The organism is Vibrio syngnathi, assembly GCF_002119525.1.
Taxonomy (GTDB): Bacteria; Pseudomonadota; Gammaproteobacteria; order Enterobacterales; family Vibrionaceae; genus Vibrio; species Vibrio syngnathi.
Genome location: NZ_CP017916.1, coordinates 1,351,638 through 1,372,203 on the forward strand (window position 1 = coordinate 1,351,638; position 20,566 = coordinate 1,372,203).

The following is a 20,566-nucleotide window of genomic DNA, read 5'->3' on the forward strand; positions in this document are numbered from 1 at the left end:
CAGAATATTCGTTGTTTTGTCGTTCTCGCTAATTATCTCAGCCTCTGTTTAGGTTCGATTAATAACTAATTATTTAACTTGTTTATTTTCATTGTTAATTTCCGTCTATCTTTATGCGGAGCTATTAAATTAATGGTGAGGATTCGTGACATCTAAAGAAAATAGATTTCGACCTGATCGGAATGTATAGAAAGGTACTATTATGGAAAACTTCAAACATCTACCAGAACCGTTTCGTATTCGTGTTGTAGAACCAGTAAAAAGAACAACCTCTGCATATCGTGAACAAGCCATTGTTGACGCGGGCATGAACCCATTCTTACTGGATAGTGATGATGTGTTTATCGACTTACTGACAGACAGCGGTACAGGTTCTATCACCCAACGTATGCAAGCCGCGATGTTAATGGGGGATGAAGCTTACAGTGGTAGCCGCAGTTACTATGCATTGTCGAATGCGGTTAAGGATATCTTCGGTTACGAGTTGACGATTCCAACACACCAAGGGCGCGGCGCAGAGCAGATCTACATTCCTGTTCTTATCAAGAAGCGTGAAATGGAAAAGGGACTCGATCGCAGCAAAATGGTCGCTCTGTCGAACTACTTCTTCGATACAACACAAGGTCACACCCAAGTGAATTGCTGTGTGGCAAAGAACGTTTATACCAAAGAAGCGTTCGATACCTCTGTGAATGCGGACTTCAAAGGCAACTTCGATGTGGCGAAGCTGGAAGAAGCGATCTTAGAAGCGGGCGCGGCTAATGTTCCTTACATTGTGAGTACCATTACTTGTAACTCTGCTGGTGGACAGCCAGTGTCCATCGCCAATCTAAAAGCCGTTTATGAAATTGCTCAGAAGTACGATATTCCTGTGATCATGGACTCGGCACGTTACGCTGAAAATGCCTACTTCATTCAACAACGAGAAGCGGGTTATCAAGATTGGACAATCGAACAGATCACGCGTGAGTCTTACAAATACGCGGATGGCTTAGCCATGTCTGCTAAGAAAGATGCCATGGTACAAATGGGCGGCTTGTTGTGCTTTAAAGACGACTCTTTCATGGATGTGTACACAGAGTGTCGAACCTTGTGTGTCGTACAAGAAGGCTTCCCAACCTATGGTGGCTTAGAAGGCGGCGCGATGGAGCGTCTTGCGGTTGGCCTTTATGACGGCATGCGCCAAGATTGGTTAGAGTACCGTATTGGTCAGGTTCAATACTTAGTTGATGGCTTAGAAGCGATGGGTATCGTGTGCCAGCAAGCAGGTGGTCACGCTGCGTTTGTGGATGCGGGTAAACTACTTCCACACATTCCAGCAGGTCAGTTCCCAGCACATGCTTTGGCGTGCGAGTTGTACAAAGTCGCGGGTATCAGAGCGGTTGAGATTGGCTCATTGCTGCAAGGTCGCGACCCAGCAACCGGTGAACAACACCCATGCCCTGCAGAGTTATTGCGCCTTACCATTCCTCGCGCGACCTACACACAAACTCACATGGACTTCATCATCGAAGCATTTGAAAAAGTGAAAGAGAATGCAGGACAAGTGAAAGGGCTCGACTTTACCTACGAGCCGCCTGTGTTAAGACACTTTACTGCGCGCTTGAAAGAGGTAGAGACCAGCGAGAAACAAACAGAAAAAAAGAACGAACAAACGCTCGAAGAAGCATTTTAAAATAAAAACATAAGCGAATAGTCACTAGAACCCTAATCAAAGGCTCCCTCGGGAGCCTTTTCTTTTTTGGATGATTGGGGAGTTATGTCGTTAAACAGCTAATCCTTTAAGCCTTTAAGCCTTTAAGCCTTTAAGCCTTTACGCTTTTAAGCTCTTAACCCGTTAATCATTTAGGCCTTTAGATGTTGAACTACGCTTGTTTGTTTTTTAGGGTGGATTTCAACATTTGGAATAGCCATTGATTCAAAGGCGCGTCTTTCTGTGAACGACGGCAGCTCATCACATAACCCACATCGATCGTTAGTTTTTCGGGCAAATCAATACTACGACAGCCTTCTGGTACGCTGCCATTGAGGGTGATACCAAAATAGTCGGATTTGAACACAACATCGTGAATCATCGCAGGGTGATCGACTTCCACTCTTGGGTTTACGTGAAATCCGATATTTCTAAGGCGATCAAGGATCGGGTATTTATTGTCATTCCATCCCGGGGTTTTAAATAGAATGATTGGGTAGTTGGCGAGCGACTCAAAGTCTTTCGCTGGATGATCCTCTCTCACGAAGAACACCACTTTTCCTTTGCCGAATTCCATTTGAGAAATTGACTGTGGCAAGGTTTCATCAAAGTAATGAACCGCTATGGATTCTTCGCCGTCGATGAGCCTGTTCCTCACATTGCTTCCCCACCGAACGAATGAGTAGTGAGCATGCGGGGCTTCTTTACTCAGAGCAAAGTAGAGCTTCGAGCCAAAGCGCTCCCAGAACAAGGTATTTGCGTAGATTTTGATATCACCTTGGTAAGTTTCTGGCGAAAATACTTGGTGTTTAATGGCTTCAACGCTGCTCAAGATCTGCTCAAAATTTTCGATGTTGGTTTCAACAAAAGTCGTGGGTTCAAACCCGTGTTTGGTTTGAATGAACAGTGGATCGTCGAGCTGCAACTTTAACTTCGAGAGGTTCTTGCTGATCGCCCCAGAGGTTTTTCCTAGCGACTCCGCAACCAGTCCAACATTGCGAAGTTCATACATACGCTTGATGACGAGGATATTTTGAATGTCTAGATTGATGTCCACAGGCTCTCCAAATGAATCCTTTTATAGGCAGTAATTTCGGTGCGGTAGGCGTACAGAAATTATGTGACTCTAATATCATAGTGGTAGTACAAAACAGATAAGACAGAACAGCGTCAGAACTTCGCTAATCCCTTGATTTTCCATTTGGTAAATCTTGCTTTTCCTCGAATGGCTTTCACTCAAGCGCTAAAGTTACCTCAACAAAGAAACACAGATACCAAACGAACAAATAATTAAAAATAATATGAGGTGATGTATGAACAAGTTTATCGCACTTGGCTTGTTGGCTCTTTCAATGAACACAGCTTTCGCTGCTGACGGAACGTATGTCGGTACTATCGACATGGCAACGAGCGAAGCTAATCAAGTAAAGGCTGAGCGTGTTGAATCTGACTTAACACTTGAAGGAAGAAATGAAGCTGCTTACGGTGGTTTAAAGTTTCAAACGAACATTACGCGAGACCAAGCGATTCAGTTGAATGGTCGTCGCGACTAACGCTCACATCGTGCTTACGATCGGGATGGGCTTGAACACCCAGCACATAGTTATGAAAATGCTACGCCCTTGGGTGTGGCATTTTTCGTTATTGGTTTATGGAGTATTTTATAAACTCTAGTGGTCTAGCCTTGGCATGGTGTGTAACGTGTGGCATTTTGTGTTCCTATTAACTTTAATTCGTGACGAAGTGTGGGCTCAGCATGACACACGAGCAAACGAAGACTCGAAAAGGACTAGGAATGAATCGAAAAGAAACGGGAATGATTCGTCATATTTTACTGATTAAGTTTAAACAAGATGCTGAAGCTTCTGAAATAGAGAAACTGAAAGGACTGTTTGAAGCGATGCCCAGTAAGGTGGAAGGTGTTGCCTCGGTAGAGTGGGGCTTAAATGACAGTCCGGAAAACAAGAACCAAGGTTATACCCATTCCGTTTTAATGACGTTCGCAGATGAAGCGGGGCGTCAAAACTATCTTCCGCACCCAGAGCATGATGCGTTGAAAGATGTATTTCGCCCTTTGTTAGATGACATCATCGTGTTCGATTACTCCCTGTAATCAGTTTTTCAGTGCGTCTCTATCTATCTTTAGTCATCTTTGATAATGAAGAGTTAGGGCTTGTGTGACTAAGCCCTAACTAAATGAGAAACGACTTACTCTGTCGGCGAGATAGTCACAGGGGCAAACGATGCAACAGCATTACCGCCAGCGCCTGGGCGGTCTACATAAGGCGTGTTTTGCATTAAGTTGTAGTACACGTCTACAAAGTCATCGTCATTCACTAATACGCCATCAGGAATTACGTCGATAATCTTACCTGTGATTTGCGGGATGATTGCATAGCCCTGAGCTTCAGGATCAGGAATCATATTGAGTATCTCTTCGGCAGCTTGCACCAAGAGTTTTGCTAACGCTTTATAGTCAGTACCATCATCCTGCTCCATCAAAATCATGTCCGCAGCACCCCAACGGTAGCGAGGCCAAAAGACGACGGTTTGATTTGGGTAATATGTTTGCTTGTCGTAATCGAGATAAGGCATATCAACGAGATCAATTTGTGGCTCTAAACGACTTGAATCGACACCTGTCACAATAGCGTAGATCTCCGCTTTACCTGAGATCCAAGGTTCTTGGTCTACTTCCAAACGAATCTGAGTTAATTGAGTTGTGCTTAACGGTTTTGGTTCAGGCTGGTCGACAAAAGCGAAAGCTCTAGCGTGATTGTTTTTGTTATTAAATTGACGACTATCACTGTCAGTATCGGCATTGATTTGTGTGGTTGTCCCTAGCTTTTGCATCTCAGCTTGCATCGCCATTAAGCCTGCTTTGAGTTCTTCAGCACCATTGCTGTCCACAACAAACACAGGAACGTCAGGCATTTGGTACACGTCTAATTGATGAACTTGTCCGTATACATCATACGCTTCAATGTATTGCCAATTTGAATCATCGCCCGATGGTTCGAATGCAAATAATGGGTTCTCGCCATTTTTCCACGCTTGGATCATCGCTTCATCAGCCATGCGAATCTCTAATACAGAGTCGCTAAAATCTTCAATACCTTTCATTTTACGATAGCTTAGGTCAGCTTCTTCCATCTCGTAAGAAAATGCAGAATAAGCTTGAGAAGCGCCAAGTGTGTCGAGTGAGGTTGATGGGTGTTTCTCTGTGATCTGATCTTTTAGTTGGATCTCAAGGTCGGAATAACGCTCGCTGATTTGCAAAGCCAAAGATTGTTTTTGCGCAGCACTGCTCTTTGTAATAGATGTGGGCTCTGAAATAAAGTGCAGCTCTGAAATAGAGTGTGGATCTACGGGAGAGATTGATTTTGCTGTGTCGATATTATTTGCATAAGACTGGAAGCCAACCACTGTCGTTGCAAGCGCCATACTGATAGAAAAAGATAGTCTCATATATAACCCTTATTCGAATTCTTATATTGATAGAGTTTTTACTCTACAGCTCTAATCTATCAGTAATCTGAATAGGTTTGAAGTTGATCAGTGGTTTTTGTTTTGTTTTGTAGCTCAACTTTACCTGCAGGCTTATCCTTTAGTTTCTCCGGTATCATCACAGTACAAGTAAAAATTGCGTTCTAACAAGAATCTACGTTTAGAAGAAGGCAGTATAAAAAGTGCTCCCTATTTCGCTTTTCAATCAAGGAAGTAAGTGCAACTTTGTTGTGTCTGTAGCCTAGGGATGTTGCAAATTGAGATCCATGATTGAGCTTGGTAAACGCCAAGTGTTGTTTGTCGGGCTTATACTTTATAGTTTCATAACCCGTTCTGTGTCGAAGGAATAAGTGAAACCTCTCGTGAGGGGTGACATGAGTTTTATGAGCCGACGAACTGACATGAAATAGATGTATGTGATGAATTAAGGATAATTATGCCGGATATCTCCCTCCAACTTGAACTTGCTAGCACTGACGATATCCAACAGTTGCAGAGCTCGGCACTCAGCGCATTTGCAGACGATGTGGAAAAATACGGTGCGTTCCCGCCAAACATAGAATCAACAGAGTGGTTCCAAGCTGAGGTTAGTAAAGGCAACTTTTATAAAGTGCTGTACAACTGCGACTATGCTGGGGCGATTTGTGTAGAGTGTGGTGAGCAGAGCAGTATTGAGATCCGATATTTCTACATTGATGTTGAGTATCAAAATAAACATATTGGTTCTCAAGCGATGAGCCTTATTGAACACCAGTATTCGCATATCGCAAACTGGACTTTGTTCACCCCTTATCAGTCCTACAGAAACCACCATTTCTACGAAAAGTTAGGGTATATCAAAGTCGGTGAAGTTCAGCCAGACCAATCAGACGAGTTCAAATTGTTTGAATATTCAAAGAGCCATTTAAGTTGAAATAGCGGCATATAAACCGTACACGGCAAAATTCAGCTAAGGGAATTAGATGAGTGAAAAAGTGAAAGTAGCACTGAAGTGGCTCAAAGAACTCTTGGATGCCGAGGGTGTTGAGTATCAAATTGTCGGAGGGCTAGCTGCAACGATACATGGTGGCAGTCGTGAAATCGCAGACATAGACCTTTATATCCACAACTTCGACGCAAATAAGGTTTTGGCTCACGTATCGCAATTCATATCTAAACCGTTAACTCACTACGCAGAATACGGTTGGGATATCGAGTATTTCCAGTTAGTTTACCAAGACCAAAAAATTGAAATTGGTTTATCTCATAATACGAAGATACAGTCGGCTCTAGATGGCTCTTGGCATCAACTCGAAATCGATTTTTCAGAGTCAGTCATTAAAGGCTATCAAGGAATCGAGTTGCCAGTTATCCCAGTTCATCATTTAGTAGAGTACAAGCGAATATTAGGTAGGGAAGTCGATCTAATTGACATACAAGAACTGGCGTTAGCCATTTAATTTGAGGTTTTGTGCATAAGGAAATGAGTATGAATTATGACGAGTTTAACCATTTTTGCGGGACATTTACTGGGACGAGTCATGTCGTTCAATGGGGCAATTCAGATGTCTGGAAGGTGGGTGGTAAAGTCTTTGCCATTGGTGGTTGGAGTGATGGCAAAAAAGCAGCATTCACTTTTAAGACATCCAACTTAAATTACGATTTTCTCAGTGATTGTGAAGGCTATAAACCGGCTCCGTACTTTGCTAACCGTGGGATGAAATGGATACAGCAAGTTGAGACTGCCGGTCAATTAGACGATGACCTAAAGTATTACTTGTCTGAGTCTTATCGTATTGTTGCTAGTGGCTTAAGTAAACGTAAACAACGAGAGTTGGGCATAGAGCACCTATCTGAACCACGAACGTAAATGCTTGAAGGCAGATTTTGCAGTTGACGTAATGCTTTTTAATCTTTATTGACAGGCCAATAGCCCTTTGGAAGATCCTGACGACGAGATTGATCAAGTTATATCGCAACAGTAAATGACACACAAACGTAGAGGTAGCGCACAGAATCGAAAAAGGGGATATCGCGATTACGTAATCATTGATCTAGCCGATAGTGAGATAGTGATAAGAGGCCGATAATTCGTTGTCGGATCTAAATTAGAACTTTAAATCTAATTTCTAAGTAGTTGTTATCTCAGGAAGAGTTTTTGTGCTATGCGCCCCTATATTAAATACATTATCCCTATTTTAATTCCTTTCATTATCCTCGTAATGCCGCTATCAGCGTTTCCATTTGAAGGTCTTACGATTATTCAACAACGCGTTATCGCGATCTTTTTATTAGCGGCATTGTGCTGGGTGTTCGAGCCTATCCCGATCTACGCGACGTCTGTTGTTATTATCGTTCTGCAATTATTGATGTTGTCGGATAAAGGGCTGATCTTTTTAAGGTTTGAGCATGGGCAGGAACATTTTGGTGAGTTGTTAAAATACAGCGATATCATGGCGACATTCGCCAGCCCAATCATTATGCTGTTTTTAGGTGGTTTCTTCTTAGCGATGGCTGCCACTAAGTATCGATTAGACGTAAACTTAGCTCGCGTGTTGTTGAAGCCATTTGGACAAGACCCGAAGTTTGTGATGCTCGGCTTAATGCTGATCACTGGTATCTTTTCGATGTTTATGTCTAACACGGCAACCACGGCAATGATGCTCTCTATTTTAACGCCGGTACTGGCTGTGTTTGGCCCGAAAGACCCTGGTCGTATAGCGTTTGCGCTCTGTATTCCTGTTGCCGCTAACATCGGTGGTATTGGTACGCCGATCGGTACCCCGCCGAACGCTATCGCACTTAAATATTTAGTTGGTGACAACCTCATTACGTTCGGTGAATGGATGGCATTTGGTGTGCCGTTTGTCGTTATTATGATGGCGTTAGCGTGGTTTTTAATAGGCTTTATGTACAAAGCTGACCAAAAGAAAATCGAGCTAAGCATCAAAGGTAAATTCCTTAAAACGCCCAAAGCCATTGCGGTATACGTCACTTTTGCGCTAACCATTATTCTTTGGTTAATGGGCTCGAGCCATGGCATGAACTCTTATACCGTCGCTCTTATTCCTGTCGCTGTGTTCTCACTCACAGGGATCATCAATAAAGAAGACCTGAAAAAGATTTCTTGGGACGTACTGTGGCTTGTATCAGGTGGTATTGCGCTTGGTTTAGCTCTCGATAAAACTGGCTTAGCAAGGCTCGTGGTACACAGCATTCCGTTTGATGCTTACTCACCCTATGTGGTGTTGTTCGGAGCGGCGTTCCTGTGTTTGGTAATGGCAAACTTTATGTCTCATACCGCAACGGCTAACTTGTTAATGCCAATTATGGCTGCATTAGGTTCGTCTATGGCTTCACTCACGCCACTAGGCGGTGAGTTAACGTTAATTCTGGTTGTGACTTTTGCTGCTTCATTAGGTATGTCGCTGCCAATCAGTACGCCACCGAATGCGTTGGCTCATGCCACAGGTCATGTGCAAAGTAATCAAATGGCCAGAATCGGTATTATTTTAGGTGTGGTTGGTGTGCTACTGAGTTTTGTTATGGTGTGGGTGCTACATTCAATTGGTCACATAGGATAACGATACTTGTATCAACAAAAGCTAGAAGCACTTATCGATCGTTATTTTAATCAGACAGAACGTCGGGTGACGTGCCGTGCCGGTAACACCATTATTGAACAATCAGCGTTAAACACTCGTTTGTATTATGTGTTTAGTGGAGAACTGGAAGGGTTTTATACCGAAGCGAATGCACCGCGAGTACGCGTGTTTAGCGCGGGTAGTGGGGCTTTTATTGGCGTTCATAGCTTCTTTTCAGGTAATTGGACAGCATCTTCAACGGTTGTTGCTAAAACCGATGTTGAGTTAGCGTGGATCGATAAAGACACGCCTGCAGAAGATGAACGTAACTTTGGCCCTCTTACCGCACAGTTCACACCTGTGATTGTCAATGAGTTGTCGCGTCGTCAACGCCGCGCAACACAAGAAGCGATAGCGAAACAAAAAGCGCTAGAGAAGTTACATACTGCTGAGCAAATGACGACCTTGGGTCAATTGGCTGCAGGGATTGCCCATGAGCTTAACAACGCTATTGGTGTAGTAAATAGTAAATCTGGTCGACTTGAAACGGTCATCATGGATCTACTTGAAGAAGTGCATCCAGAAGCCAGTCAATTTTTCGATTTTGGCTTAATGCATGGTCAGAAAACGTCGTCGTCAGAAGCGCGAACACGTGGGCGACAATTTGAAAGAAAATATGGTTTAGACAAAAACATTGCTCGCTCTTTTGCAAAGGCGATTCCAATTGACGCTTCATATGCAACAGACGTTATTTCAAAACATTGGCTGAAAAACCCGGAAGAAGCGATTCGTTTTTGGCAGATGGGCTGTGATTTACATGATTTACGTTTGGCATCTAGACACACCGTCGGCATCGTAAAATCGGTTAAACAACTTGGCAGAATTGATATTGACACCGAAGAAGCGGTTGATATTAACGACTCCATTAATCATGCCTTATCGTTGTTACAAAGTGAGTTACGACGAGTGTCTGTGCGATTGAGCCCTGCAGATTTGCCGACTTTTAAAGGCTCGAAAACAGAGCTCGTTCAGATTTGGGTCAACATTGTAAAGAATGCTTGCGATGCAATGTCGAATTCAGACGATGCTGCAATAGAAATTCAAACCAGATTAAGTAAGAAAAGAATATTAGTTACGATCACGAATAACGGCCCTGAGATAGACGAGGTGACTCGTAGAAAGGTATTTCAGCCCAACTTCACCACTAAAAAAGGTGGTTTATCGTTTGGATTGGGCTTGGGTTTATCAATCGTTAAGCGGATTGTGGCGGGTTATGGCGGAAGTATCATTGTGAAAAGTGATGCTTCTAAAACTGTATTTAGAATCAAGTTACCAATAGAGGGTGAACATGGAGAAGCTTAATTTAATCTGTGTCGATGACCAGAGAGAAGTACTGAGCGCAGTGATACAAGATTTAGAGCCGCTGGCGAGTTGGCTGAATATTGAAGATTGTGAATCAGCGCAAGAAGTGCTTGATCTCATTGATGAACTTGACGCAGAAGGCGAACACATTACCGTCATCGTGTCTGATCATGTGATGCCAGGGAAAACGGGCGTGGAGTTACTCACTGAAGTGTTCCATGACAGCCGCTTTCCGAATACAAAGAAAATTCTTCTTACGGGGCAGGCCACTCACACCGATACCATCAATGCGATTAATGCAGCAGGTATCGACCGTTACTTTGAAAAGCCTTGGCAAGCAAGCACGTTAGTTGAATGCATTCGCACTCTTGTCACTGAGTACATATTTGATCAAGGACTTGATTACACGGACTATCAGAATGAGCTCGACCAGCAGGTTGTATTGAGACGCTTGCGTTAGTCTCTTATGTTAGCGACTTACATGAGTCACTAATGTAAGTCGCTTGAAAGTATATGCACCGAAGGAAGCTTTCTGAAGGAGTTTGTCTTTGAAAGACGTAATCATTCGGTGCATATATTACCTATCTTTTTTAGTCGTTCAGGTTTTAGTACTCAGTTATTAACACACTGGTTGCTGGCTTAAGTCTATAGCTCATACGCTACGCCAACGCCAGCATTGTGTTTTCTTCAGGAACGATTCCCTGAACATACAGCAGAACTTCGTACGATGCCGCTTTCTCTATATTCAACATTTGAATGCAATTTGTGGAATATATCAAAATTAATTGAATTGATGGTAAGTTATTACTTTTCATTATGTTAGGGTTCTTCTAGTTTTTATAAGAAGGCGACTAGATTATGAAAAAGAGATTTGTCATCGCAGTATCAATTGGCTTTGTTGTCTTCTTCCTCGTTGGTCGTGAACTCCAGTGGTTCGGGTCCAGTAATTCCGAGTCGTTTCCTAAACTTCCTGATAGTCCCCAATTTATCCCTTCTACCGATTTCGACGGTGAGTGGCTAGGTCGTCGTATTAATACTACTGGCAATAATATGTGTGAACGCACAACCATCACCGGAACCATTAATGATGGCAAAGCCACGCTCAGGCTTACTTACAATGGAACGCCGCTACAAGGTTGGGTTTCTGAAAATGGAGACTTACGTCTATATGCCAAGCATCGCCAGTGGGATTATCGATTTTCAGCACATGGCAGTGGCAATAGATTTGATGGTCGTTGGCATTTAACCAATGGCCCGTGTAAAGGCACTTGGTTTATAGAAAAAGCCAATGACATGTAGGGCCATAAACGCATTATATACTTGGAATAACTTAAACAATATCCACACGCATGTGTACGATTTAGTTTAAACGTATAGATAGGGAAACCCATGAGGATTGTGATTTTTATCGCTACAGTGATTTTAGTTAAATCAATTGAAGCAAAGTTTGGGCACACCTATAACATCTTTTCAGATCCACTTGATATCAAGTTAGCTGCTCTCGATTTTGTCTTGTGGGTTTCAGTCTACTTTGGTTTATCTTTTGTTTATGAGAAGGGCAAAGGCATCCTGACTAAAAATGGGTAAAGTTAAGAATCCTTAATGGGTTGTATGAATTAGCCGAACAAGATGTTTATGGTAAATTCTAGTTATTAATGAAGTTGTACATGGAGGTGCAATGAACATCGGAATCTATATTTATAATCAAGCAGAAGTTCTCGACTTCTCTGGCCCATTTGAAGTTTTCAGCACTGCAAAGCGTTTAGGTGCTGAAGATCTAAATGTATTCTTAATCTCCGAAAATGCGGGACCAGTTATAGCTCGTGGCGGTTTCAAGGTATTGGCTGACTATTCGTTAAACAATCATCCAAAGATCGATTTATTAATGGTCGTTGGTGGTGTGCACACTGACGAAATGAACAAACGAAATGTACTCGATTGGTTAGCTTCTGCTTCAGGTTCAGCCTCGCAAGTAGTGTCTGTTTGTACTGGTGCATTTCTTTTGGCTAAAGCTGGTTTACTTGAGGGATTAGCAGTCACGACTCATTGGGAAGATATTTCCGACTTAGCGTTGCAGTTTCCAGGTTTAGATGTGATCAGTGATAAACGATGGGTGACATCAGAAAAATTCACAACTTCTGGAGGGATTTCTGCAGGTATAGATATGAGCTTACATTTAGTATCAGTACATTACGGTCTGCAATTTGCCTCGAAAGTAGCGCGTCAAATGGAGTACAGTTGGCATGAATGTACATAACTAACCTTTCTAAAATGATTCAGCATATGTGGCATTTCTCAATGCCGTACTCAGGTGTGATTTAAAAACAAGGACAGAGTATGGAAGTAAGGTTAGTCAAAGCCTCAGACCCTAAGTTCGCTGAATCGATCACCAAAACGAATATGACCAGTTACTATCAAGTGCGTGGCATCGCTTGGGGTCATAGTCAGTTTTTACGTAGCTGGGATGAACTGGATAACTATGAAGTTTATGTGGGGGATAGCCGTATTGGTGTTATTCGCTTCAGTTACACTAGTGATACAACGTTTCTTAGGGACTTGCAGATATTAGCTGAGTATCAAGGTAGAGGCTTTGGTTCTAAGTGTCTCGATTTAGCTATTGAACATGCGAACAATCAATCATCGGCTCAGTTAGTGTTGCGCGTGTTCAGTGAGAATCCCGCCATTAAGCTTTATCAATCAAAAGGTTTTACTCAGTTGTCTGAAGTGAAAGGACTCGTTGAAATGGAACTGATTTTAGGAAGAACTATGGACACCATTATCAAACAAGCAATCGAATTGCGAAAAGAAGAGAAGTACCAGGAGTCACGTGACTTGTTGGCAACGCTACTCACTGATGAAAATTATGCCGCGAAAGCGCACTTGCAGATCGCGTGGTCTTACGATAATCAAGGTAAAGAGCGACAGGCGATTGAGCACTATGTGCTATCTCTGTCTGGCGTGCTTTCTTCAGTAGAGCGGTTTGATGCGCTGTTCGGTTTGGCGAGTACTTATCGAAGCCTTGGTCTTTATGCAGAGGCTTTAGGCTATTTCGAACAGACTATGGCTGAGTATCCTGACTCGATAGAGGTGAAACCTTTCTACGCAATGTGTTTGTACAATTTGGGTCGCCATAAAGACGCGACGTCGCTGTTACTTGAGCTTTTGGTATCTACGACTAATAGCGAGGCGATTAAAGAGTACCAACGCGCGATCTCTTTATATGCTCAAGACTTAGATAAAACCTTGTAAGCCGCTGCTTATAAAGATCATGTACTAATATAGAAAAAGCCTAAGCATCAATAGGATACTTAGGCTTCAAGAATTCGGTTTTAGTTTTGGTTTGAGTTTAAACCGTTACTCTGAAAGTTCTTTACGAACGATCTCTGCGCCAGCGCTTAGCGCATTGAGCTTAGCTGAGGCAATTTCACGAGGAAGGGGCGCCATGCCGCAGTTGGTGCACGGGTAGAGCTTATCGGCATCAACATACTTCAGTGTTTCTCGTAGAGTGTCGGCAACTTCTTCTGGTGTTTCAATAGAATTGGTTGCAACATCGATAGCACCGACCATCACTTTCTTACCTCGAACAAGCTCAAGCAATTCAACCGGAACATGAGAGTTATGACACTCTAATGAGATGATATCGATATTCGATTGCTGAAGCTTAGGAAATACCTCTTCGTATTGGCGCCATTCGGTACCTAGTGTCTTTTTCCAATCCGTATTTGCTTTGATGCCATAGCCATAACAAATATGAACTGCCGTTTCACACTTAAGCCCTTCAATGGCTCTTTCTAAACAAGCAATACCCCAATCATTCACGTCATCAAAAAATACGTTAAACGCAGGCTCATCGAACTGAATAATATCAACACCAGCCGCTTCTAACTCTTTTGCCTCTTCGTTAAGGATTTTTGCGAACTCCCATGCTAGCTTTTCACGGCTTTGGTAATGCGCGTCGTAAAGCGTATCTATCATGGTCATTGGCCCCGGTAGAGCCCACTTAATTGGTTGATCCGTTTGCTGGCGTAAGAACTTAGCATCTTCGACAAAAACCGATTTTTGACGAGAAACAGGGCCAACGACTGTTGGTACACTCGCATCGTAACGGTCGCGAATTTTAACGGTTTCACGCTTTTCAAAATCCACGCCATTCAGGTGTTCAATGAAGGTTGTTACAAAGTGCTGACGTGTCTGTTCGCCGTCACTCACAATATCAATACCAGCTTGTTGCTGGTCTTGAAGAGACACACGTAGCGCATCTTGTTTGCCGTCGGTTAATTCGTCGCCTTCCAGTTTCCATGGAGACCAAAGTGTCTCTGGCTGTGCTAGCCAAGATGGCTTAGGTAAGCTGCCTGCTGTTGAAGTCGGTAATAATGTTTTCATAATTAATACTGCCTATCCTTGGTGATTTAAGAGCGTAATTGCTCGATTAAAGCGCGTAGTTGGCAGACCAGTTCTCTAGAACTGACTGGTATGGCTTAATGAAAGTCTCTTCTGCGAATTTACCTTGTTCGATAGCTAATTTGCTTCGTTCTTCTCGGTCATACACGATTTGAGTTAGCGAGTGATCCAAGTTTTTCAAGTTTGGTTGGTAACAGTTGCCCGCAACGGCATTCGCGTTGTAAATCTCAGGACGGTAGATTTTTTGGAATGTACCCATGGTGCTGATGGTGCTGATAAGCTCTAGGTTTGAGTAATCGTTCAGTAGATCACCAAAGAAATAGAAAGCTAGAGGTGCAACACTGTTTGGCGGCATGAAGTAACGAACCTGTAAGCCCATCTTCTTGAAATATTGTTCAGTTAAAGAAGACTCATTCGGTTGGTATTCAAAACCTAATACTGGGTGTTGGTTTTCAGTGCGGTAATAGGTTTTATTATCTGACACGCTTAAGCAAATAACCGGTGGTTTATTAAAGTTCTTTTTGTAAGCGTCAGAGTTAACGAAATATTTAAAAAGCTTGCCGTGTAAATCCCCAAAATCTTCTGGAATGCTGAATTTCTCTTGGCCTTTATTATGATCCAATAGACGTACGCTAAAGTCATAATCTCGAACATAAGAAGAGAAGTTATTTCCGATAATGCCTTCAATACGCTCGTTAGTTTTACGGTCTAGAATATTAGTTTTCAGTACTTCAATGGAAGGGAATGCTTCGCCGTTGCTTTCAATGTCCATATCAACAGAAATGATTTCAAGCTCTACAGAGTAACGGTCGCCCTTTGGGTTGTCCCAGTGTGCTAATGCGTTGAAACTGTTGTCAATCATCTGCAGTGCATTGCGCAAGTTTGCTTGGCGGCTGTCACCACGCGCCAAGTTAGCGAAGTTGGTGGTGATACGTGTGCTGTCCGCAGGTTGATAGTTCTCGTCGAGGCTAATGCTCTTAATTGTAAAATTAAATTCTGTATTCATGTTGATCTGATATCCCAATCTGTAGTCTGACTTTCTCGGTCTTTAGAATTAAAATAGCTTTTATTTTTGCTTGTGACCGGATTAATAGTTGAAGGCAATACTGTATGAAAATTTAATACGGTATTAAGTTAATCGCTTGGTATTTTTATACTTGGTTCGATAAATGATTAACAATGGTATTCTTTCACAATCAACATGAGGAATATTCATGATCTATTATGTTTGAAAATATTAGGTGGTGTCAGTTATATTAATTGGCTTGATGGAAATATAACCACATTAATAGTGTGTTATTTAAGACAATTAATTTAATTAAGAGATGGACGAAATGAGTGAGTTGCTGTTGTTGATTTTATACTGTGCATTATTAGGCAGTGGTGTTGGGTTTCTAGCTGGTTTGTTAGGGATTGGCGGAGGGCTGATCATTGTTCCGGTGTTAAGCAGCATTTTACTTTATTTAGAAGTTCTACCGTCTGACCAAGTTGTTGTCGCTGCGATTGCGACTTCCTTGGCCTCGATTCTATTTACTTCCACTTCTTCTGCGCTTGCTCACCACAAGAATGGAAACGTGCCTTGGGATTTGGCACCTTGGATCATGTTGGGTGTTGCTCTGGGTGCGTTGGTTAGTGGTTTTATGGCAGCCCTGTTGCCAGAAAAAGTCGTTCGTATTGTGTTCGCCGTGAGTGTGGTTTTGATTGCGATCAAGATGTTCTTAAGCAGCAAAAATGACGCACCTAAGGAACGAAAACTACCAAACAAGGGCGTACTAACAGTTCTAACAACCATTACAGGTGGCTTGTCTGCCATGATAGGGATTGGTGGTGGTGCATTGTTGGTTCCACTATTGACGTTCTTCTCAGTCGATATGAAGAAAGCCATTGGTTGCGCGTCGGCTTGTGGCATTGTCATCGCCTTGTTTGGCTCGGTAGGTTACATCAGTTCAGGCAGCAGCCACTTTGCTCTAACAGACGGTTTTGCTGGTTTTGTTTATCTGCCTGCGCTGTTGGGTATCGTATGTACCTCTTGGTTTACAGCTCCGTTAGGCGCAAAAGCCACCAACCATTTACCGGTTCCAACGATTAAGAAGATTTTCTCAGTACTGTTGGTTGTTATCGCAGTAAGTATGGTAGCTCGCTAATTAAAGATTGTTTAAATATGATTATAGAGAGCAAAAACGAATAAATTAATCGACAACCTATAATTAGAAAAGGGCAGCTTTATAACTGCTCTTTTTCTATTTATCAGTCTATGATTATAGCTCTATGTATATGAGTATATTGATAAAGCTTGCAGTTTATTCTATTCAATAAAACGCTATCAATGAGTAATTTATGGATCCTTTAACACAGGGCGTGCTAGGCGCTTCTTTGTCACAGTCGGCAAGCAAAAAACAGCATTTAGTTGTCGCTGGTGTATTAGGGCTGCTCTCCGGGTTGGCTCCAGATTTAGATGCACTGATTAAGTCTCAAAATGACCCTTTGTTGGCTTTGGAGTTCCATCGGCAATTTACCCATTCACTCTTCTTTATCCCCATTGGCAGTTTGATCTGTGCCTTGGTTCTGCATCATCTGATTGCAAAAAGGCGCGGGCTTACTTTCAAACAAAGCTGGCTGTTTTGCGCTCTGGGTTATGGCACTCATGCACTGTTAGACGCTTGTACCACTTATGGCACGCAGTTACTTTGGCCTTTGACTAATGCGCGTTTTGCTTGGAATACCATATCAATTATCGATCCTGTTTATACGCTGCCCATCTTAGTTTTGCTTGTGTTTGCAACGTTGAAACGAGCACCTTGGCTAGCACGTGTCGCATTTGCTTGGGCTTTGGTTTACCCAACATTAGGGATGATTCAGCGAGATAGGGCAGAGGCGATTGGGTGGCAATTAGCGGAACAAAGACAACATACGCCGATTCGATTAGAGGCAAAACCAAGCTTTGCGAATATCTTAGTTTGGAAAGTGGTGTACGAAACAGAGGCTCATTATCATGTAGACGCAGTGCGGGTTGGTACATCGGTAAACGTATATCCAGGAGAGTCGGTCGCTAAGCTGAACGTTAGCAGGGACTTACCTTGGCTTGACCCTGATTCGCAACAAGCCGAAGATATTGAACGCTTCCGCTGGTTCTCTAATGGTTATATTGCTCAGGACCCAACGGACGAGTTGCGTATTATCGACGTCCGATACTCAATTGTACCGAATCAAATGAAAGCACTTTGGAGTATCAAGTTATCAAAATCTGTTGATGCCAATTCGCATATAAAATACGAAACTCATCGAGACAACACCCCAGAGTCGAGACAGATCTTCTTCGATATGCTCACTGGCGATAAATGATCTAGTTTTCAACAGTAAAAAGGCTGAGTCAGATAATCTGCTCAGCCTTTTTTTTTCTGCTGACTAATAGAAAATTATAGGTAACGCCTTCTCAAATGGTCTTTGAAGTATTGCGCATTCAAAGTTTCACCGGTTGCACCTTTCACCAAATCATCAGTGCTCAGCAGGCTACCTTTGCTCCAAATGTTCGATTCTAACCAAGTGAAGATAGGAGATAGGTCACCGCTTTCAATCACTGAGTTCACATCAACCGTTTTCTTCATTGAAGCCATGAACTGCGCCGCGTACATCGCACCTAGTGTGTAAGATGGGAAGTAACCAAATGCGCCATCAGTCCAATGTATGTCTTGCATACAGCCATTTTTGTAGTTGTGCGTCTTTGTAGTAGACATTTTGCCTTTGGCGTCTGTCCAGTGGATGTCTTGCATGCAGCCATTAGTGAAATTGCCTTGAGTGCCTAAGCCAAGGTATGACTGCATCTTGGTATTCCATAACTCTGGAACGTCGGTGTGTTTGATCTTGCCGTTGATCAAGTCACGCTCAATCTCGTAGCGCAAGATAACGTGTGCAGGGTAGGTCAGTTCATCAGCATCGACACGGATGAAGTCTTTCTTCACGCGAGTGTAGATCTTCTGGAAGTTCTCTTTCTCAAACTCTGAGCCTGAGAACTGCTGGCCAGCCAAGTTTGCTAAGTGTCCGATGAATGGATCGCTGCGGCCGACTTGCATCTCGAAGAACAAAGACTGAGATTCATGGATGCCCATAGAGCGCGCTTCACCCGCTGGTTGGCCTGCTAGGTGTTTTGGTAAGCCTTGTTCGTAACGTGCGTGCCCTGTTTCATGCACAATGCCCATTAAGCTTTGAACGAATTCCGCTTCGTCGTAGCGGGTTGTGATGCGCACGTCTGAAGGCACGCCGCCACAGAATGGGTGAACACTTTCATCTAGTCGGCCGTGTTCAAAATCGAACTGAAGCAGCTTCATGACTTCTAAACCAAGTGCTTTCTGTTTCTCGGTCGAATAGATCCCAGATGGCGCATTAAATTGCTCGCTCGACTGTTTTTCGATGACTTCGTCAATCAGGTTTGGTAGCCATGTCTTAACGTCGGCAAACAAGATATCAAGAGAAGCTGAGCTGGTGCCCGGTTCATAGATATCCAGCATCGCATCGTAAGGCGTTAGATTTGCTGCGTCGGCGCGGATCTGTGCTTCTTCACGAGATAGCTCAACCACTTCACGCCAGTTCTTTTCGAATCCAACCCAGTCGTTGTTACCACGTTGGCTGCGCCATGCATGTTCACATTTCGAACCCGCTAGAGATTTCGCTTCAACCAGTTTTTCTGGCAATAAGTTTGCTTGTTGCCATTGGCGTTTAATTTCACGCAGAGACGATTGTTGCTCGCCATTTAGCGCTTCGCTTTCAGCGTCTGCAATCCAATCGCCAAGCTGTGGTTGCGTCATCAACCCGTGAATATGAACCGAAAGCTCGGCCATTGCTTCACTTCGAGCTTGGTTACCACCTGCAGGCATCATTGAAGCTTGGTCCCAACCACAAATAGAGGCTAGGTGTTGAAAGCGTGAACATTTTTGAGAGTGTTCGACTAGTTTTTTGAATGCGCTCATTTGACTACTCTTAATTTGGTTTCTTTAAATGAACCTTAGGACTGCGTCAGCGTTAAGGTTCATCTCTCGTTTACTTTGATTATGGCTCTACTTTTAAAAGACGCTGACCTTCGTAGTCGAAGATAGAGCGAGAAAAGCATGAGGCGGTACGATGCCTTGAATTTACTATTTCTTAACAAATTAAACTGTTCTATTGTGCACAAAATCAGTGAGTTGTATAGCTGGTGGCAATTGTTGCTTGCGAATTGTTCAGATACACGGTATTGATGACAGATCGCTGAACAAGAATGACAATGATATGGATATTTTGAACTTTGAGGCATTTCTGATTGCCATCACTATTTTAACGCTAACGCCGGGTTTAGATACGGCATTGGTAATTCGCAATACTAGCCGTTCTGGCTTATCTGACGGTGTGATGACCAGCTTTGGTATTTGTAGCGGCCTTTATGTACACGCGTTTTTCTCTGCTGTGGGTATTTCTGCAATCCTCGCTCAATCCGCTGAACTTTTTCAAGCCGTTAAGATGGTGGGTGCGGTTTACCTGATCTGGCTCGGCTTAAGCAGTTTACGAGCGTTGATGAAAAACGGTGGCGGTTTGAAGGTAGGTGAACAAGCTCAGCAAGCATACAGTGCAAAGCGTTCTTTGCGTGAAGGCTTCTTGTCTAACGTTCTTAACCCCAAAACCGCGGTTTTCTATTTGGCCTTTTTACCTCAATTTGTAAACCCTGAAGGCTCGCCTTTATTGCAATCTATGCTGATGGCTTCGGTACACTTTATGATTGCTATGGTGTGGCAATGTAGTTTGGCTGGGGCTCTTAACTCCGCTAAAAACTTGCTTAAGAATGCGAGCTTTATGAAGTGGATGGAAGGCGTGACGGGTATGGTGTTAGTGGGACTTGGTGTGAAGCTTTTAATGGAAGAACCTAGCTAAGTCATAGTAACCTAGTGTATTGAATTCTAAGTCATTGGCACATAGCCATTGGTTTTCTAATAAAACGCCCGCACATCATTGCGGGCGTTTTTGATCGCTCAATTCTAATACCAATCACAGTAAGTAAGTGATCAAAAATAGC

20 protein-coding genes and 2 pseudogenes are annotated in these 20,566 nt (G+C 43.0%); 17 read left to right on the forward strand and 5 right to left on the reverse strand.

Features of this window, described 5'->3' with window-relative positions; all coding sequences use genetic code 11:
- Nucleotides 1–202 precede the first annotated feature (202 nt).
- Nucleotides 203–1,675 carry a tryptophanase gene (gene tnaA, locus K08M4_RS06265; RefSeq protein WP_086049229.1) on the forward strand — a complete coding sequence of 491 codons (1,473 nt, stop codon included), beginning with the start codon at nt 203–205 and terminating at the stop codon, nt 1,673–1,675.
- A 190-nt stretch (nt 1,676–1,865) separates the two neighbouring features.
- Here the strand turns inward: tnaA and K08M4_RS06270 are convergent, their stop codons facing one another.
- A complete protein-coding gene (locus K08M4_RS06270) occupies nt 1,866–2,750 on the reverse strand; it encodes a LysR family transcriptional regulator (RefSeq protein WP_017090766.1) in 885 nt (294 codons plus the stop codon).
- Between the two features lie 256 nt (nt 2,751–3,006).
- On the opposite strand from K08M4_RS06270, the gene K08M4_RS06275 reads away from it, so the two are divergent.
- Complete coding sequence (locus K08M4_RS06275; RefSeq protein WP_086049230.1) at nt 3,007–3,246, forward strand: VPA0252 family protein; 240 nt, start codon at nt 3,007–3,009, stop codon at nt 3,244–3,246.
- 242 nt (nt 3,247–3,488) lie between these two features.
- The gene (locus tag K08M4_RS06280) at nt 3,489–3,806 is read left to right on the forward strand and encodes a Dabb family protein (RefSeq protein WP_198299314.1); all 318 of its coding nucleotides are present in this window, start codon (nt 3,489–3,491) and stop codon (nt 3,804–3,806) included.
- Nucleotides 3,807–3,901: 95 nt separating this feature from the next.
- Here the strand turns inward: K08M4_RS06280 and K08M4_RS06285 are convergent.
- Nucleotides 3,902–4,996 (reverse strand): annotated as a pseudogene (locus K08M4_RS06285) (DUF3103 domain-containing protein); the annotation flags it as partial.
- 640 nt (nt 4,997–5,636) lie between these two features.
- Between K08M4_RS06285 and K08M4_RS06290 the strand changes: the two are divergent.
- The 11 genes and pseudogenes from K08M4_RS06290 (at nt 5,637) to K08M4_RS22240 (ending at nt 13,374) form a co-directional block, all read left to right on the forward strand.
- A complete protein-coding gene (locus K08M4_RS06290) occupies nt 5,637–6,113 on the forward strand; it encodes a GNAT family N-acetyltransferase (RefSeq protein ID WP_086049232.1) in 477 nt (158 codons plus the stop codon).
- Nucleotides 6,114–6,162: 49 nt separating this feature from the next.
- On the forward strand, nt 6,163–6,639 hold the full coding sequence (locus tag K08M4_RS06295) for a MazG-related protein (protein WP_086049233.1): 477 nt from the start codon (nt 6,163–6,165) through the stop codon (nt 6,637–6,639).
- Between the two features lie 29 nt (nt 6,640–6,668).
- Complete coding sequence (locus K08M4_RS06300; RefSeq protein WP_086049234.1) at nt 6,669–7,049, forward strand: MmcQ/YjbR family DNA-binding protein; 381 nt, start codon at nt 6,669–6,671, stop codon at nt 7,047–7,049.
- A gap of 295 nt (nt 7,050–7,344) precedes the next feature.
- Nucleotides 7,345–8,763, forward strand: a complete 1,419-nt coding sequence (locus K08M4_RS06305) for an SLC13 family permease (RefSeq protein WP_004733551.1) — start codon at nt 7,345–7,347, stop codon at nt 8,761–8,763.
- Nucleotides 8,764–8,769: 6 nt separating this feature from the next.
- Nucleotides 8,770–10,125: an ATP-binding protein gene (locus K08M4_RS06310; RefSeq protein WP_086049235.1), complete on the forward strand. Its 1,356-nt coding sequence runs from the start codon at nt 8,770–8,772 to the stop codon at nt 10,123–10,125.
- Nucleotides 10,112–10,585: a response regulator gene (locus K08M4_RS06315; RefSeq protein ID WP_017070648.1), complete on the forward strand. Its 474-nt coding sequence runs from the start codon at nt 10,112–10,114 to the stop codon at nt 10,583–10,585. Before K08M4_RS06310 ends, K08M4_RS06315 begins: the two co-directional genes overlap by 14 nt.
- 398 nt (nt 10,586–10,983) lie before the next feature.
- Entirely contained in the window at nt 10,984–11,424 is a 441-nt protein-coding gene (locus K08M4_RS06320) for a hypothetical protein (RefSeq protein ID WP_086049236.1), read from the forward strand.
- A gap of 90 nt (nt 11,425–11,514) precedes the next feature.
- On the forward strand, nt 11,515–11,712 hold the full coding sequence (locus tag K08M4_RS06325; RefSeq protein WP_086049237.1) for a hypothetical protein: 198 nt from the start codon (nt 11,515–11,517) through the stop codon (nt 11,710–11,712).
- A 91-nt stretch (nt 11,713–11,803) separates the two neighbouring features.
- Entirely contained in the window at nt 11,804–12,382 is a 579-nt protein-coding gene (locus K08M4_RS06330) for a DJ-1/PfpI family protein (protein ID WP_086049238.1), read from the forward strand.
- A gap of 80 nt (nt 12,383–12,462) precedes the next feature.
- Nucleotides 12,463–12,894 (forward strand): annotated as a pseudogene (locus tag K08M4_RS22235) (GNAT family N-acetyltransferase); the annotation flags it as partial.
- The gene (locus tag K08M4_RS22240) at nt 12,892–13,374 is read left to right on the forward strand and encodes a tetratricopeptide repeat protein (protein ID WP_232460236.1); all 483 of its coding nucleotides are present in this window, start codon (nt 12,892–12,894) and stop codon (nt 13,372–13,374) included. The pseudogene K08M4_RS22235 and the gene K08M4_RS22240, both read left to right, overlap by 3 nt.
- Before the next feature lie 105 nt (nt 13,375–13,479).
- Here K08M4_RS22240 and K08M4_RS06340 read toward each other — a convergent pair whose 3' ends face one another.
- Together K08M4_RS06340 and K08M4_RS06345 are read right to left on the reverse strand one after the other, a co-directional pair.
- Entirely contained in the window at nt 13,480–14,508 is a 1,029-nt protein-coding gene (locus K08M4_RS06340) for a methionine synthase (RefSeq protein ID WP_009846559.1), read from the reverse strand.
- 46 nt (nt 14,509–14,554) lie between these two features.
- Nucleotides 14,555–15,532 (reverse strand): DUF1852 domain-containing protein, encoded by a 978-nt coding sequence (locus tag K08M4_RS06345; protein ID WP_029222927.1) that lies wholly within the window; start codon nt 15,530–15,532, stop codon nt 14,555–14,557.
- A gap of 328 nt (nt 15,533–15,860) precedes the next feature.
- Here K08M4_RS06345 and K08M4_RS06350 point away from each other — a divergent pair, with 328 nt between their 5' ends.
- Both K08M4_RS06350 and K08M4_RS06355 read left to right on the forward strand, forming a co-directional pair.
- On the forward strand, nt 15,861–16,670 hold the full coding sequence (locus tag K08M4_RS06350) for a sulfite exporter TauE/SafE family protein (RefSeq protein ID WP_086049240.1): 810 nt from the start codon (nt 15,861–15,863) through the stop codon (nt 16,668–16,670).
- A gap of 193 nt (nt 16,671–16,863) precedes the next feature.
- Nucleotides 16,864–17,868, forward strand: a complete 1,005-nt coding sequence (locus K08M4_RS06355; protein ID WP_086049241.1) for a metal-dependent hydrolase — start codon at nt 16,864–16,866, stop codon at nt 17,866–17,868.
- A 74-nt stretch (nt 17,869–17,942) separates the two neighbouring features.
- Here K08M4_RS06355 and K08M4_RS06360 read toward each other — a convergent pair whose 3' ends face one another.
- The gene (locus K08M4_RS06360) at nt 17,943–19,490 is read right to left on the reverse strand and encodes a carboxypeptidase M32 (RefSeq protein ID WP_086049242.1); all 1,548 of its coding nucleotides are present in this window, start codon (nt 19,488–19,490) and stop codon (nt 17,943–17,945) included.
- A 298-nt stretch (nt 19,491–19,788) separates the two neighbouring features.
- Between K08M4_RS06360 and K08M4_RS06365 the strand changes: the two genes are divergently transcribed.
- Nucleotides 19,789–20,424, forward strand: coding sequence for a LysE family translocator (locus tag K08M4_RS06365; protein ID WP_086049243.1), 636 nt, complete (start codon nt 19,789–19,791; stop codon nt 20,422–20,424).
- Nucleotides 20,425–20,566: the final 142 nt, after the last annotated feature.